We start from the raw sequence: 609 nt of genomic DNA, 5'->3' as shown, positions 1-609 counted from the left end.
GACAATCCCGCGACCGAGCTGTGGTTCACCCGGTGGCAATTGAGCAAAGTTTTCCACGCGAGCGCACTCGGCATCCGTCGCCATTTGATCTAGAACGGTGGCAAGCGGCGCTGCGTTTACAGCAAAGCGGCGCCGAGGCGCATTCGCTGCTTGCTCGGCCGCGTTCTGCGGTATCTGCCCGTGGAGCGTGTCGAAATGAACAACGATCCGGCGTGCGGTACAAAACCTGCCGCCAGCAGCCGTACCTGCTTCGTGGAAAAGGACATAAGATAGGGGCGTTTCGGGGAAGCCCTTCATCGACCGCCCCACCTCGACCTTGCGAATATCACCGTGCGGAAAGTCCCGCAGAACAATTGCCTCCAGATCTCGTGGCGACATCTGCTCTGCCCGCTGTCGGGTGAGGATTACATCTTGTGGCCCGATCGTAACCGGATTGCCCTGGGCGATCGTCGGAACCGAGCAACAGAGACCAGCAACAAAAACCGCCGAACGTAACCACATGGTCGACCTCACCTTTTCGGCTGCCTATCAACCTAAGCTGCCTATCAACCAAACGAACGGCAGCTTTCAGGCATCGTCACAGAACCAAAGAAGGTCGACAAGTGGGCG

1 protein-coding gene is annotated in these 609 nt (G+C 58.3%); it reads right to left on the bottom strand.

Translation table 11 applies throughout. From position 1 onward, the window contains the following. Positions 1-501 (bottom strand): hypothetical protein (locus IFT71_RS21095; RefSeq protein WP_192143475.1); only part of this gene is annotated, 501 nt, incomplete at its 3' end. Between the last annotated feature and the right edge of the window lie 108 nt (positions 502-609).

Origin of the sequence: Sphingomonas sp. CFBP 13733, assembly GCF_014841795.1 — a bacterium.
GTDB lineage: Bacteria > Pseudomonadota > Alphaproteobacteria > Sphingomonadales > Sphingomonadaceae > Sphingomonas > Sphingomonas aerolata.
This window is presented reverse-complemented; position numbering and strand designations above follow the sequence as displayed.